We start from the raw sequence: 14,696 nt of genomic DNA, 5'->3' as shown, positions 1-14,696 counted from the left end.
CAATGCGATTTCAACGGCTTGACCTCATCAGATACGGCAAATTTTCAGATTGTTCTGTCGATTTCCCTGCGAGCACGCAGGATTTTCATCTCATTGTCGGCCCCAACGAAGCCGGAAAATCGACGTTGCGTTCAGCCATCGTAGATTTATTGTTCGGCATGCTTCATCGTTCACCTATGGGTTTCCTGCATCCGCTCTCTGAACTGCGGCTGGGCGCGCATATCAGCAATAAATCTGGCGCCCTGGAATTCCACCGCATCAAAGCGCAAAAGCAGTCGCTGCGCGCGCCGCAGAACAGCGCATTGGCAGATACGGCATTGAATCACTTCTTGGGTGCGGCTGACCGGAATTTTTTCGAACAGATGTTCGGCCTCGACCATAAAAAGCTGGTGGAGGGAGGCAACAGCATCCTGAATGCCGAGAATGACGTGGGCCAGGTATTGTTTCAGGCGGCGGCGGGCGTAGGCAGTTTGGGAAAAGTTCGCGACGCGCTGCTCGCCGAAGCAGAAAAGCTCTGGGCACCCCGACGATCCGCCGACAGGGCCTATTACATTGCTGCTCAACAACTTGAAGACGCGAACGCGGCTTTAAAACAAGCCACAGTAAGAACCAGGGAATGGACGGAAACCAGCCGCCAGTCCGAAAGGCTGCAAGAGATGATCGACAATGAGCGCGCGCGTCACGGCCGGCTCCAGGGCGAAAGAAACCGGCTGGAACGCATTCGAAGGCTGGCTCCCCTGCTCCGGATTTTCGGGGAAACTGAAAAACAGTTGAATGCCTTGGGTGGGGCTGCGGAACTGCCTCCCGATGCGGCGTCCATATTTTCGGCTGCGGAGCAGGATATTGCGAAAGACGACCTGTTGCTGGAACTGGGTAATGGTGCAATAAAAAAAACAGAACACGATTTGGCGAAAATCGAGATGGATGAGGCCGTGCTCGCGATTGCCGCCGAAATCAAAAAACTTGAGGAACTCCGGCTGCGGTACGCAGCGCATGAGGGGGATATCGTGCGCCGGGAATCGGAAAAATCCATCCTTTGGCGTGATATTCGCGCTGCGTGCGCTCAGCTTGGTTGGCAAGCCGGATCTGCAGAAATTGTCGCCGGGCGTCTTCCCACGCTTCTCGTTCGCCGCGAACTTGGGCAACTTGCCCGCGATCACAGCGGGCTGACCGAGACTTTGCGGGCGGCGGAACTTGCGGAGAGTGCCAAACTATCGGAAATTAAATCCTTGACAGATGAGCTCGCCCGTTTGCAGTCGAGAGAGGTCAGTCAAGCTCTTCACGCAGTTCTTGCTGATGTAAGGCGGCTCGGCGATCCGGATGCCGAGATGCAGAAGCAACAGGCCGCTCTTTCAAGGAAAAGCGCCGCGTTGGAGAACGCCTTGCGGGAACTGGGGCAATGGCGCATGCCCTTATCCGCATTGACAGCAATAAAATTGCCAGGCCAGAACACGATATCGCGGCTGATGCAGGAGCGGCAGGTTTTTGTCGCTGATCGGAGAGCGGTATCGAAGCGAAGGGACGAGCTGCAAATGGGAATCGCCCATACCGAGCTGAAAATATCCCAACTCAAAAAGCTGCACCATATCTGGACTCGGGAGGAAGTGATTCGGGCCCGGTCCGAGAGAGACGACGCATGGTTCGAGATTAAAAAAGGCGAGGTGGACCTTCAGCAGGGCGCTGAAAAATTTGAAATGGCACTTTTTCGCGCGGATGAGGTTTCCGATATCCAGCTTAATAACGTCGAAAAGGCAACCGAGTTGCAAGGTCTCCAACATCAACTGGAGAGGGAGGACCAGGATTTATCCGCGATTGAAAACCAGCATGCCCTTTTAAACGAAGAGATCGGGAAATTGGATACGGAGTGGGCGGATTTCATGCTTGGCATGTGTCTGCCCGGCCTGCCGCTGGAGGAGAGCGGGGAGTGGTTCGCAAAAAGGGAAGCCGCGCTTGCCGCGGGAACCATCCGCGAAGAAGCCGAAGACGAATTTCTCGTACTTTCCACGATGGTCGCGGAACTGAGAGCCCGGCTTACGAAAGAGCTCCAGGAAGCCGGGATTCAGACGGATGAGAGTGGTAGCTTGTCAACGCTTGGCCGCCAAGCAGAAGCCTTTATAAACTCTGTTAATGACGCCGATACCCAGCGCAAAATGTTGTCGGCCCAACTACAGACCGCGCAGGCGTCGGTAACAGCCCTACAGCGCTCTTCGGGAAATGCCAGGGCTGCAATGAGCCGCTGGACACAGGCTTGGTCAGATGCGCTGGAAAAAGCGGCTCTCCCCACGGATAGCAACGTTGGCACGGTTGAGGGCGCGCTGGAACTCATCCAGGACGTAGAAAAAAAGCTCAAGGAGATGCGCGAAATTCAAGCCAATCGGATTGACACGATGCGGGCCGACCTGAGCCAATTGGCAACAGAAACCCACCGGCTGGCGGTGATAGGTGCGCCTAACATCAAAGGCGAACCTTACGTTCAGGTAATCCAATTCCTTGTACGGCGTTTAACGGCGGCGCAAGAAGCGGCGTCAGAAACTGCTCGGCTGAAGAAAGCTTTGTGCGAGGCACAAGAACAGGTTGCGAAGGCTGAGGAAGCAATAAAAACGGCAAAGGCGAGCCTGCAACCGCTTATGGAGCGAACGGGAGTCCGCGCCCATGCCTTGCTGCCCGAAGCCATTGCCCGATCTGACGAAAAACGCCGCTTGCGCGGGGAGGTAGCCAAGGCCAGGATCAATCTTCTCGAAGCCGGCGACGGGTTGGGGCTAGAACAAATCGAGAGGGAGTGCGACACGGCCGACCTGCCACAGATCGAAGTCAGGCTCGTGCAAATTGATGCTGAGCTTTCGGAGACGGTGACGCGCCAGAACGAGCTCTCGGCCGCCCATGCAAACTCGTCAAGGGCACTGGCGGAAATCGGGGGCTCGGATGCGGCTGCAAAGGCTGAAGCGCAGCGGCAACAGGCCATCGCCCGCATGTCAGATGTCGCGGAACGGTATGTAAAGGTTTTCACTGCGGGGCGTTTGCTTCGCTGGTCTATCGAACGCTATCGCGAGGAAAAGCAGGGACCCTTACTGGCCCGCGCAGGCGTTCTTTTTTCGAAATTCACGCTGGGATCTTTTCAGCGGCTAGTCGTGGATTTTGAGCAGGAACCGATGAGCCTGGAAGGGTTGCGGTCAAATGGAGAACCGGTCGGCATTTCCGGAATGAGCGACGGAACGCGGGATCAGCTATACCTAGCCCTGCGATTGGCCGCACTGGAGCTCCATCTCGAGCAATCCGCGCCACTGCCGTTCATCGCTGATGATCTTTTTATCAACTATGATAATGCACGGTCGGAAGCAGGACTTGAAGCGCTGCAGGCATTGTCCGAGCAAACACAGGTCATCTTCCTTACCCATCACGCCCATCTGGTGCCTTCCGTCCAGCGGGTATTTGGGAAACGGGCCAGCATCATTAGGCTGTAAGGCCGAGAAAGCGACATCCAAAGAGGATTGTCTCCCCAGACCAGAGACTTCCACATTCCTTGCAGACTCGCAAACGGGGGTACGTCTACAAATCATGCATCTCGGACTCAGTCTTGCCCATAAGCATCGGGCAGAACCGTGTCTCCAAGAGGTATAGCTAGCTTGCTGTTAGCATTTAAAAGGTGTGTGTAATTCTTGTGTAATCGAGCATAGAAAAATACATATTTCAGGAGAATAGACGAGAACCGATAAAAGCGCGTATAACAGCAAAGTCGATAAAGAACAAATACTTGAGAACTTTATAGATGTTTTCAGATAAGACCGCTCGAATACTGAAAATCCTTGTGTCGATGATTCGATTCCGCTTTCATCGCATATTTTGGTAAAAGTCGAGTAATTCCGAACTCTTTCGCCAAGCCTATCCCGCTGCCTTTCCTTGATGAGCGGCCGCTCAAACTTCGTGAATGCGGTGAGCATAGTAAAGATCGGGGGACCTGGGTCATCACTACCAGCGGCAAAGCGCATATTCTCGTTAACGAATTAAGCTGACACACTCCGGGCGTACATTTCCCTGCTAGCTTAAGCATGTCCTCAACATTACGTGCCGGCATGTCCATGAATGAGCCTACCCGCCCGCGAACGTAATTCAGGGGAGCTTGGAGCTGAGGCCTGTTCGTGTCTTTGTCTGGACTTTATCAGTGAAGACTTTGTCTAGGTGAGTCCCGTCGAGCTCGCGCTCGGCGTTTTAGTGAAGCGAACTTAGCCGCATGTATTTCCCAGCGGCTGCCCTTTTTCCATGTTCATGCGGCGTAGTATCATTTTCAGCTTTGCAAGCACATCCATAACGCCTATATTAAGAGTACAACGCCGAAAGCGCGGATAGCTCTAAAAGGCAATGTAGGCCGTGTCGTGTATGAAATGCGCGTATTTGTTGAAGCATGGCTAGGAATTTTGGCTAATATAAGGCCCGAACTACAATTTGCTGCTAACAACTCACATCAGGAGACTGCCATGCCTAATTTTGAATTGCTTCCCGTAAGTATTCCTGGAACCCCACAGGAGGCAGAAGCTGTCGAGAAATGGATTGAGGCTTGTTCAGTCAAAGGGGGAGAGCTGGTCTGCTTTATGCCAACGATGACCTCAAACACCATACTGGCAGTCTTTCGTGTCAATGCAGTAGGGGCCCTCCAAGATCTCAAGCGCTGGTAATCCGAGCCAAATATCTCTTTTTGATGGACGCATTAAAAGAAAGGGCTCAATGACGCTCCAGGTGCGGGCTATTGGTTATCATCTGGCGGCATTGCTGCTTCTTGGCCTAATTCCGATAGCGACGAGAGTTGATTCCGCTGAAATCTCTCCTCATTCAACCGTTCCTCCTATCAGTGACGAACAGCGACTTCGCTTGCTCAATTGGACGAAGGAGCTTTGTCCCCCACTGTCCGAGCAGTTTGCAGAAAACGAGTCGACCGATGGGCAAGACGCCGCAGCCGGCAGCAAAGAGATGGATCGGGCACAGAATCTTCTGTCTGAAGGCCAGACCGAGGAGGTAGTTAGAATCCTTTGCCGCGTATTGGCTATGCGAGTACAGAGCCCTGGACTAGCTCACCCAAGAACAATTGTCGTTTTAAACGCGATCGGTGTGGTCCTCCGCAAACAAGGCGAGAGTGGGCGAGCAAGGAGATTATTCGAAGACCTCTACTCGGTCGTCTATGGTTACCCTCCGGAGGGTCGGCGACTTCAGCGCATCATCATGCATAATCTTGGAACCTCGCTCTACTCACAAGGCTACATGCGGGAAAGCGAAGCAATATTTCGCCGTGCGCTGAAAATGTCCGAGGCAGTGGGTGACGACGCTTCGGAGTCTGTCGGCGCAACTCTTACGAATCTCGCTTTCGCCCTTGAGGCCCAGAAGCGTTACCAAGATGCTGAGAAATTACATCGACGCGCACTCGACATCAGGTCAGTAAAAGAAGGCTGGGCACTGCTTGATCGTGCAGCGACCCTTAATAATCTCGGCGCCAATTTGACGGCCCAGGAGCGCTTCGCGGAGGGGACGCCCTTTCTTGAAGAAGGCTTAAAGATTCGCAAGCGCCTGCTTAACACGCAGAATTTAAATATTGGTTTTAGTCTCGCAAGCTTGTCCAAGAACCTATCGGCACGTGGGCAAACCAACGAGGCACGGATACTTGCCCGGCAGCTGGTTACTTTGCGACGATCGACTTTAGGCGACACTCATCCCGAGACAGCAATGGCACTTGAACTCCTTGCCAGTGTAAACCTTGAAAGCGGTGATTATGCAGGTGCTCTTGAAGCAGCGCGTTTGGCGATGGCGGCGAGGCTTCCGCTGTCTCTACGGGAAGAGACGGCAGTCAGCGACGACGCGCGGTTCACATCAAGGACTGCATTGTCATCTGCGGCACTTGTGACAGTCCGCGCCAACTGGAGAGCAAGCAAAACATCGGAAAAGTTCTGGTCGAACCCCTCCGCTCCCACGAATTCGGCCGAGGCATTTCTCGCGGCACAGCGGATCCCTGCATCGGGGACTGCGGATGCCTTTTTGCGTTCAGGGGCTCGTTCCGCTGCAAACAATCAAGGCATGGGGGAACTTGCCCTAGCATTAGTGCAAGCGCAGGACGCACGATCGGCGGCCGACCGCGATATAGCTGAGGGCTTGTCGAGGGGGGTACCGGTCGAGGCATTGCGGACGAAGCGGGCCATGCTAGAGCGCTCGGTCTTAGAGATCGAGAGTGAATTCCGCAAACGCTTTCCTGCGTTCTTCGAGCTCGCAAGGCCAGAGCCAACGGGGATAGAGCGTCTGTCTGGCGATGCCGGCTTCCTTCTGCCCAATGAAGTCTTGATCCTTCTGGAGCCAGGCACAACAAAGAATGGTTTTGTGTGGGCTATCAGCCGGGAGCGTGGTGCGTGGGCCGAGATTCCTATCGACGCCGCTGATGTTCAAGCGAAGGTCACGACTTTACGGCAGCAACTTGATCTTGCTTCTGGCTATGATGTAAAACCGACCAGTCGTGGTCTAGTACGTTCGGCTAGCTTCGATAGAAAACTGGCTCGTAAACTTTATAAAGACCTGTTCGGCGCACCGCAAATCGCCGCAGTTGTCGACCAGAAATCACACTGGATTCTTGTTCCCCAAGGAGGATTTATATCACTCCCGTTCTCAACGCTGATTGCTGGTCCAATATCGGGAGGCGCGGTGGCTGACGCCGACCCCGATGTTCTCCGCACTACCAGCTGGTTGGCGACAACTAAAGTTTTGACGCTGCTTCCGTCCGTTTCAAGTCTCAGAATGAGAACCGAAAAAAGGCCTACCGCAACGCCCGATGCAACCGCCTTCTTCGGTCTTGGTGACCCGTCCTTCAAAGGGCCTGTCGGTACCCCGACAAAGGAAGTTTCTAACTATTTTGACAGTCGGTCGGGTCGAGCCGACACAATTCGTGATCTTGCAGCCCTTCCGGGCACCAGGATGGAAATTGAGAAGCTTGCAGATCTTCTGGGAGCTAGCCGGGATGACTATTTGCTTGGTGATGAGGCTAATGAAACGGAACTCAGGCATCGAAACGCCCTAGGACAACTAGCCAAGGCTCATATCGTCGCCTTCGCCACCCATGGCCTAATTACCGGAGAACTCCGTGATAGCGTGGTTGAGCCGGCGCTAGCACTGACACCCCCCGAACTATCGGATGTGTCCGACGATGGGCTTCTGACTGCGTCCGAGGTCGCTGGTTTTACGTTCAACGCGGATTGGATACTGCTCTCCGCGTGCAATACGGCTGCGCCCAATTCCACTTCAACAGAGGGTTTGACTGGTCTTGCTCGCGCATTTTTTGTAGCTGGTGCCCGATCCCTTTTAGTCTCGCATTGGCGCGTGCGCGACGATGTCGCTGCCAGGATCACCATTCGCGCTGTCGAGCTTTCGCGGGGCTCTAGGGCTATGCCGCGGGCTGAAGCACTGCGAGCGGCCATGCAGGAAGTGATTGCAGACCGATCGGCTGACGCGAGTCAGATTGCATTTTCTCATCCGGCAATCTGGGCTCCATTCATATTGGTAGGTGGCGAATAAGCAGCGCAGTTTTAGCTAAGCCGTTGCCGAACGATAATACGACTCCGGGTGTATCATCAAAGTAGTTTAGGAGAACTCTAATGACAACAAGAAATAAGCTTAAAAATATTGCGGCGTTATCTTTCATTCTGACGGCAATTCCCGTTGTATCAGCGCAACCAGTCGAAGAATCGTCAATCCCTCTGCCATCTGCCGAACAGCGTACCTATCTCGAATCTCGCGAAGGGTCGGGAACGCGAGGCCCTAGCCCAGTCGTCTCAACTACGGTCGAGATCAGTAAGGTGCCCCCCGACTCGATCTTCTTCGACGAAATTAAGAGTGGTAAAGCTATTCACCAACCGTTACAGAGCGCAAACGAGCTTCTGATCCTTCTTGATCCAAAACTTACAGGCAAGGAAATCCGCGCTACCCTCGACGTCCATCAATTGGATGTCATCAACTCGATCCCGCAGATCGGCGCAATCGTAGTGGACGCCTCTCGCAGATTGGGCGCAGCCGCTGTCACATCCTCGACGAGCAGCCTTTCTAAGATGAAAGATGCGCCGCTCGACGTTCTGGCCCGAGACTTGGCGAAGGATGCTCGATTCCTGTCGGTCACACCCAACAGCTTGATATCCTCTTTTGCCCTGAAATCAGCGGTGACGCCGACGTTTGCCTTGCCCACGCCTGACATGGCGACCGAAAGAGTAGACTGGGGAATAATGGATTCTAGGTTCGACAAGGTCTGGCCACTGATGACCGCACCTTTCGTTGTCGGTGTGATCGATTCGGGTTTCGCACCGCATGAGGATCTAGATACAAGAGCTGGCCTCTCAGGTGCACTGAAACCAATCGACCATGGCAATCATGTTTCCGGAATCATGTGCGCGAAGCACAATGGCATTGGGATAAAGGGAGGGCTCAAGAGCTGTACTGTAGTTCAAGCATCGGCTAGTACGATGCTGACCGGTGGTGCGGCACCCGAAGGCGGCCGCACCAGTCGCTTCGTGACGCATTTCAGCGAGTATGTCGGTACTGTTCTCGACTTCATGGAGGCCAATCCAACGGTACGAGTGATAAATATAAGCCTTGGGTACAATTGGATGCCGAATTTCAACATCGACCCGCGTACACAGGGTTCTGAGCAGATCCGTGATGTGGTGAAGAATCAGGGGCGGATTTTCGCCAGCGTCCTCGCATATGCCAAGCGTCGTGATATAGCACTCGTCATGGCTGCTGGAAATGACAGCAGTGCACTGAACCAACCGCTTGAAGCCCAATGGGCCAGTCCTTTCAATTACGGCGCCATGCTGATGGCAGAAAAAGATGGCTGGGCCAACGCTCTGATCGTGCAAGCGCACGGCCCTGATAATCGGCGCGCCGCATTCTCGAACATTTCCGGGGACGTCTCCTGCCCTGGCGTCGATGTGCTGAGCACGCTCGCTAGCGGAACCGGGGAATATGGGGAATTGACCGGAACTTCGATGGCGTCGCCCTATTGCGCAGCGGGTCTCGTTGCGGTGCTGGGACTTCGTCCTGAACTCAAGCTCCGCGAGGCAATTGCTTGTATCAAGGGGGGGAGCGAGAAGATCGATGGGAGCGTAGCGAAGTTAAACGTGCAACATGCGGTATCAGAGTGCAAAAAATAGTCGGAATGGTCTTGCTTTCAACCATGAGCGAGCTTGTTTACCCATGAGGCTGAAATAATTACCATCTCCACTCAGGGAATTGTTGCGTTCTCCCGTTTCGTTTGGAAAATTTTCGTGAGAGGTTTTTAGGCTCGAGCTCAAGCGCGAAGTCAACTGAACCGAGATTTCGAGGATCAGAATGGTGTCCGCGTCATCTTTAGTAAATTTTTCTGTGATCTCCCTCGTGTTCGTATTCTTTTACGCCCATTTCGTTAATCCTATAAACAAGTAAATAATAACTCGGAGTAACTAATGAAGAACAACAAGATATTAATATTGTGTTGCCTAATCCCTTTATTTCTTACCGGTTGTGCATCGGTCAATGTAAAGAAAAATCTTGTGACGCTGAACCAAGGGCAATTTTTTGAAAACCATGAAAACGTCGCGTTATCGTCCGTTGATAATAATACAAAGCTCAAAGCAGCGTATGCGCAGGTCACAGGGCGTTCGACGAATCGTTTGAAAACCAGGGAAGGTTCGGCAGAAACTGAAAACAACGATACGGAATACCCGTTACCATCATACCTTGCGAATGAGCCCTTGATTAGAAAAATCACGGTCGCGGCTTATCAGGCAATCGCAGAAGACAACAATAACAATAGCTCTCTAGAGATTACGAAAGGGGATATCTCAAGCATGACTGAGATGTTGAATCATAACTTCAATACGTCCCTGGCTAACGGTCCCATGAAGGCTACGGTAACTGCTGAAGATGCATCAAAAGAAACACACATACGTCTTCTAAACTACCTCGTGGCCTACTACTCTAACGGCGAGAAAGGATTTATTAATCGGGAGGGAACAGTCTATAAAAGGCCAGATATTAAATACAGCATTGGGAATGACGTAATAACGGCGGTCGTGGCGATCACTCTAGAAAGCTTATTTGATAGCTTGTTACATACCCCAGTTTACTTCGACGTCGACAAGGAAAACAAAAAAATATTGTGGCAAACTATTGGTGGAGCTCGGCCAACGTTTGATGAGTATACAAATAAGGATGGCGATAACAAGCCAATCCGATTCCGCGTTCCAATTGTTGAAGTAGGTGAAGAGGGTATAGACAAGAAGGATTTAAAGCTAATTAGATATTTGTCAGGTTTGGCTAGTGATCAATCAAAAATGTTATCTGGTGCCGCCTATCGAGCTATCGGAGGTTTAGATATTGGCTTTGTACTTTTAGGAAAGTTTTCATTCGGTGATAATGATACTTTAGCGCAAATACTCGACACCTCCTTCGAAGTCGCATCTAAGCGAATCGTCGAAGAGGTCGCGTATCAAGGTTTCCGGAGGCCTGCGAGAAACCAAGGGGTGATGACTTCCGAGCGGCCTAGTAAGGCGGAAGTTTTACTTCAAGCGCTGGATTAATCGCACTCCCTTTCTTAATCGCCTAGCAGGAAATTCGCCATTGCCAACTCCTCTGCGGGAGACATAGGGCGAAGCGTCCTATGTGAGCTACGATAGGCCTTCGGGAACGGATGAAAACCCTCGGGACGATGTAATCAATAAGGTGGCAGAAATGTATCAAACTGATCCCGCGAAGTTAAAGGCGCAGGTGCATAGCGAGGGAAGTAAGGAACAGGTAGGATTAGGAGCAGCCCCTCCCTCGTGAGAGTTGAAATTCTTGGACTGTGTACCCGAGACTAACTATCTAAAGTACAGTCACTTATTCTTGGGTTCAGGTGATGCAATGCGTCGGGTGTCGCTGAACCAATTCGCGTGCTCGGTTGAGACCTGCTCTTCCACCCTTTCAGCAAGAAGCCTCAACGCTCAGGCTCTGAAAGAGCAGCGGCCGACCTGATGACGGGACGGAGCGATTTCTGGTCCGTTTTTCAGTGATAGTTCAGAGAAAGCAATATGGGACAAGTGCAAGGAAAAAAATGTAGAAGCTGTAAACGATGATTAGATTCAAGGGTGCAGGAGCAAAGAGAATGAGAGGGCAGCGGGTCCGAAGAAGGGGGTAACTATTGGGGTAACAAGAACTGATGAAAATGGATGTTACATATCATTACAATAGATTAGGTGTTTTATTCGGTAGTGACCCCCGCTGGTGGTCAAGCGACTTGACTGTGTAGCGGGACTACTTTTACGTCGTGCCTGCCATCAAGTAGGGCCACCAAGAACTCTAATACGCGGCGTTTTTCATCGCGGTAGTCGTGCCTGTCATAGTGGCGGACCTGCACCCCGGATAGCCCGTGAGACTGAATCTGGGCGCGAATATCCCGCGAAATACCCTTACTGGCCAATAGTGTTTCAACTGTGCGGCGAATGTCAGAGGGTATAAATGAAAACCGGCTCTCGCGGCTTCGTACCATTTCTTCCGCTATTTTGCTTACGGTGGCCGCAAGCGTATCGGGAACGATAGGTACTGTTCCGTTAGACGTGAAAACCCAGTTACAGCCTAGCGCTTCAGCCCGTTCGGTCATCGCCCGGAGGATCGCCTCAGCTTCCTCTGTCAATGGAAGTTCATGGACACGTGGTCTTTTACGCCGACCTTTGCCGTCATATAGTCGCATCTTCCCGCCCTGGAGATCCACATCGGCCCTTTGCAGTCTCAGTAACTGGGTCCCCCGCTGTCCGCCGAGGAGCAGCGCGAGCTTTAAAGCCGCGCGAACCGGTTCTGACTTGAGTTTATCAAGCCGCCGCCAGTAGGCGCGCAACTCTTCTTCTGTCAACGTCTGCTCGCGTGCGTTGTTGTAGTGGGATAGGCTCCCTGTTGACGCCACAGGATTGGATTGAACTCTAAACGGTAAAAATTCACTGGACACACTCGCATCAAGTTCTGCATTCAAAGCAAGCGCATAGGCGGCACGCAGGTAGCTTCTGAACTTCGCCGCTGTACGACCATGCCCCGCGTCAACAACGCGACGCAACAATGCGGCCACCTCCTTCGCGCTTAAATCGGCAGCCATCCGCGTTGCCCCTTCGGTGCCGTGCAAATGATTCCGAAAAATACTTTCAACGTCGCGTGCTGATGGTTTGCCAAGCCTTCGCAGGTGCTGCAAATATGTATCGGCCAAAGCAGCGACGGTGTAACGCTCTTTTGCTACAACCGTTTCCGCTAGTTCAATTTCGGTAGCAATCCGCGCTGCCTCAGCTTCTTCACGCACCAGCGTGTCACGCTTCTCCCCCGCCCGCAAATCACGATCCGGTTCGTTTTTCAGCTTTGCTCGCAGAAGACTCACTTCCTCTCTTGCTTGGATCAGTGTTAGCTTTCCCGGCTCAGGTGCGCGAGCAAACTGACCCAACGGGCGGGCGACCCGTTCGCCTGCGGAAGTTGTATAACGGAAATAAAAATCCCGTGCTCCGGATGCGGAAATACGAGCATACAAACGTCCTGTTCCTCTACCTCCATCGGTATCCGACAGCCATTTCATTCCTTTGGGCGGCAGCTTCGTCCGCGCTATTCCCTCGACCGTTAGGTGAACAGCCTTTGTCATCACATAAACTCCTTATCCGTTCCTTATCCGTTATACCGCAAGAATCAGCTGGACGGTATCGGATAATAATGGACGTGGGACTAACCGTTGTCAATGATGTTAAAAGGAAATAAATAAAATATTGGACATTGTTGAACGATCCTGAACAATGAATAATGGGACTGTTAATCCGCAGGTCCCACGTTCGAGTCCCTGGTCGCGGAGCCAACATCCACGCCACTTTCCGCAAAAGCCGGAACTTCGGGTTTTTGGGCGTGAAGCTCACCGCCTTTTTGTGCTCTAATTTAATAGCGTGCAGTTCGTTCGAGCAAAGACAGATGAGATGACAAGGAAGCACCCCAGAGGGACATCAACCTTTATGCTTGGGCTGGTAAATTCCTATGCAGTTGCTCGCCCGCGCGCTAAAAAGCCGATCAAGCCAAGGCCTAACAATAGCATTGCATACATCTCTGGTTCGGGAATTACTGCCCCCACCGCAGCTAGTTGACCATGGTCATTGATGGCATTAGCGCCGCTAAAGTGAGTAAAGCCAGTCGGCAGGTTCACCACGGCGCTAAGGTCGGCCATGTCTGCGCCATTGGCGCCGGTGATGAAGGCATGACCCTGCCCAGGGCCAGACCCGGATTCCCCCACCACCTGCCCCGCGTCGTTAATCCCCAAAGCGGTGCTATAGCCTCCACCGAGTGAGCCGAGATCGGTCATGCCTGCGCTATAAGGGCCTGCGATGAAGGCATGGGGCAGTCCGTTAACAAGCTCTGACACCCCCACCACCTGCCCCGCGTCGTTGATTCCGTTAGCCGCGCCATAGTCTCCACCGAGTGTGCCGAGATCGGTCATGCCTGCACCATTGGGGCCGGTGATGAAGGCATGATACTGGCCATTGGCAGTCCCGGAGGACCCTGCCACCTGTCCTCCTTCGTTGATGCCAGAAGCGGAGACTTCGACTCCACCGAGTGTGCCGAGGTCGGTCATGCCTGCACCATAGGGGTCGGTGATGAAGGCGCGGAACCCCACGTCAGCAGTAGAGAACCCTACCACCTGCCCAGTGTTATTGATCCCGTTAGCCCAGCTACTGGTTCCACCGAGTGTGCCGAGGTCTTTCATGCCTACGCCGTTGGGGCCGGTGATGAAGGCATGGCGCTGCCCGCTGGCAGTGTCGGAGTACCCCACCACCTGCCCCGCGTTGTTGATTCCGGAAGCGGAGCTATAGTCTCCACCGAGTGTGCCGAGGTCGGTCATGCCTGCGCCATTGGGGCCGGTAATGAAGGCATGCTCAGACCCTTTGTCAGTAACGGAATACCCCACCACCTGCCCCGTGTCGTTGATCCCGGAAGCGGAGCTATAGTCTCCACCGAGTGTGCCGAGATCGGTTGCTTCCTTGCTGTTAAGGTCAACGAATAAGGCACGGTCCCGAGCGAGGGCGGAAGATGCGAAGCTAATAGTTAGGACTGCGGCTAGGATAAGGTTGCGCAGTGTGTAGCAGAGGTGAACGTTCATCAGATTCTCCGACAAAGATCAGGACAAGGTTGATCAGCGTGTTTTCGATGTTCCAGTATAGGTTCGAATCTGCGCGTTATGAATCTGCGGATTACATTTAGAGGATTCAGGTTCACTGAGCAAACCATCCTGAATCGGGTGGGTTAGAGCCACCCGCGATGCAGGTCAACCCCTAGCCTCGGAAGGGGGCCATGATTTCCGCGCGAATATCGGTTTCACTCCACTAAAATCAAATCAGATCTCGTCGCCTTAAATTACTGATCTGTCAGGATGGAGCTTTTCTAATGCTAAGCTGTAATTATTCTTTAGGAGGAGGAAGAGTTGAAAGGAGTGGTCCGCAAAAAAACGCGCCCGGTATTCATGCGGGTTTCAGAGGCCGGTTTTCCAGAAATTACGGACCGTAAACTAGGATAATGCACTGTTTCGAATGATTGAGTCGGTTGAATGTTAATCCGCAGTGATGTGCTCCCCTTAAACAGAGCCAAGTCGAATCTAGTAAAGTTCGTTTTTCGAGAGGAGAACGACGTGCAGAAGCGATTTACGGATGAACAGA

The 14,696-nt window shown here is 52.8% G+C and carries 7 protein-coding genes; 5 read left to right on the top strand and 2 right to left on the bottom strand.

What is annotated here, in order from left to right; all coding sequences use genetic code 11:
* Positions 1–2 precede the first annotated feature (2 nt).
* The 5 genes from BM022_RS13890 (at position 3) to BM022_RS13870 (ending at position 10,574) form a co-directional block, all read left to right on the top strand.
* On the top strand, positions 3–3,461 hold the full coding sequence (locus BM022_RS13890) for a YhaN family protein (protein WP_091140253.1): 3,459 nt from the start codon (positions 3–5) through the stop codon (positions 3,459–3,461).
* Positions 3,462–4,472: 1,011 nt separating this feature from the next.
* Positions 4,473–4,670 (top strand): hypothetical protein, encoded by a 198-nt coding sequence (locus tag BM022_RS13885; protein WP_143079594.1) that lies wholly within the window; start codon positions 4,473–4,475, stop codon positions 4,668–4,670.
* Positions 4,671–4,719: 49 nt separating this feature from the next.
* Positions 4,720–7,539 carry a CHAT domain-containing protein gene (locus BM022_RS13880; RefSeq protein WP_091140250.1) on the top strand — a complete coding sequence of 940 codons (2,820 nt, stop codon included), beginning with the start codon at positions 4,720–4,722 and terminating at the stop codon, positions 7,537–7,539.
* A gap of 80 nt (positions 7,540–7,619) precedes the next feature.
* Positions 7,620–9,167: a S8 family peptidase gene (locus tag BM022_RS13875; protein WP_091140248.1), complete on the top strand. Its 1,548-nt coding sequence runs from the start codon at positions 7,620–7,622 to the stop codon at positions 9,165–9,167.
* Between the two features lie 291 nt (positions 9,168–9,458).
* Positions 9,459–10,574: a hypothetical protein gene (locus BM022_RS13870; RefSeq protein ID WP_091140246.1), complete on the top strand. Its 1,116-nt coding sequence runs from the start codon at positions 9,459–9,461 to the stop codon at positions 10,572–10,574.
* 686 nt (positions 10,575–11,260) lie between these two features.
* Here the strand turns inward: BM022_RS13870 and BM022_RS13865 are convergent.
* Positions 11,261–12,646, bottom strand: a complete 1,386-nt coding sequence (locus BM022_RS13865) for a tyrosine-type recombinase/integrase (RefSeq protein ID WP_091140245.1) — start codon at positions 12,644–12,646, stop codon at positions 11,261–11,263.
* A 378-nt stretch (positions 12,647–13,024) separates the two neighbouring features.
* The gene (locus BM022_RS13860) at positions 13,025–14,143 is read right to left on the bottom strand and encodes an HAF repeat-containing PEP-CTERM protein (protein WP_091140243.1); all 1,119 of its coding nucleotides are present in this window, start codon (positions 14,141–14,143) and stop codon (positions 13,025–13,027) included.
* Positions 14,144–14,696: the final 553 nt, after the last annotated feature.

The organism is Nitrosospira sp. Nsp14, from assembly GCF_900113575.1.
Classification (GTDB): Bacteria; Pseudomonadota; Gammaproteobacteria; order Burkholderiales; family Nitrosomonadaceae; genus Nitrosospira.
This window is presented reverse-complemented; position numbering and strand designations above follow the sequence as displayed.

Bases quoted from the DNA above. Each gene is read 5' to 3' on its own strand.
- BM022_RS13880 (WP_091140250.1), top strand. From the start codon at position 4,720: ATGACGCTCCAGGTGCGGGCTATTGGTTATCATCTGGCGGCATTGCTG.
- BM022_RS13865 (WP_091140245.1), bottom strand. From the start codon at position 12,646: ATGACAAAGGCTGTTCACCTAACGGTCGAGGGAATAGCGCGGACGAAG.
- BM022_RS13885 (WP_143079594.1), top strand. From the start codon at position 4,473: ATGCCTAATTTTGAATTGCTTCCCGTAAGTATTCCTGGAACCCCACAG.
- BM022_RS13875 (WP_091140248.1), top strand. From the start codon at position 7,620: ATGACAACAAGAAATAAGCTTAAAAATATTGCGGCGTTATCTTTCATT.
- BM022_RS13860 (WP_091140243.1), bottom strand. From the start codon at position 14,143: ATGAACGTTCACCTCTGCTACACACTGCGCAACCTTATCCTAGCCGCA.
- BM022_RS13890 (WP_091140253.1), top strand. From the start codon at position 3: ATGCGATTTCAACGGCTTGACCTCATCAGATACGGCAAATTTTCAGAT.
- BM022_RS13870 (WP_091140246.1), top strand. From the start codon at position 9,459: ATGAAGAACAACAAGATATTAATATTGTGTTGCCTAATCCCTTTATTT.